This is a genomic window from Sphingobium sp. FG11 (assembly GCF_057809915.1).
The window spans coordinates 1-712 of sequence record NZ_JBMDKW010000042.1 but is presented as its reverse complement, the minus strand read 5'-3'; the positions used below and the strand labels follow the sequence as shown (position 1 = coordinate 712).

The window sequence follows — 712 nt, the reverse complement described above, 5'->3', positions numbered from 1 at the left end:
TGTCATTGGAGGTCGCGGCATTCTTACGGAACGCTTCTTGAGGGACAAGCGGGGCGTTGCCTTGGAGCCTGAAGAGCGTGCGCTGCTCGAAGCCTCCATCACCGAGGTGAGGAGCCTGGAGCCGAGAACGACCATCGTCCGGGCGGGCGATGTCCTGCACCAGAGCACGTTGCTGGTTGACGGCATATTGTCGCGCTATATCGATGATCGGAACGGCCTGCGCCAACTCGTGGCGGTGCATGTGCCGGGCGATTTCGTGGATCTTCATGGCTATCCGTTGAAACGGCTCGATCATGATGTCGCGACGATGACCATGGCGAAGGTCGCCATCGTTCCCCATCGCAGACTCGATGCGCTTCTTGCCGATCACCCGGTCCTGGCGCGCAAATTATGGTTTTCGACCCTGATCGATGCCGCGATCCATCGCGCCTGGCTCTTTCGGCTCGGTCGCCTCGATGGTGTCGGGCGCGTGGCGCATTTCCTGTGCGAGACCAATGCCCGCCTTGCGGCGGCAGGGCTGAGCGATGGTCACCGCTTTACGCTTGGACTGACCCAGGCGGATCTTTCGGAGATTTGCGGCCTGACGAGCGTCCATGTGAACAGGGTTCTTCGCCAATTGCGCGAGGAGCGGCTTTGCGTGTTCCGTTCGTCGCGCGTGGAAATCCTGGACCTCGAAGCTCTTGTCGAGCGCGGCCAGTTCGATCCGGATTAT

At 61.0% G+C, this 712-nt stretch carries 1 protein-coding gene; it reads left to right on the top strand.

Features of this window, described 5'->3' with window-relative positions; translation table 11 throughout:
- Nucleotides 1-19: 19 nt before the first annotated feature.
- On the top strand, nt 20-712 hold a 693-nt coding region (locus tag ACODSN_RS16385; protein ID WP_489056552.1), incomplete at its 3' end, for a Crp/Fnr family transcriptional regulator.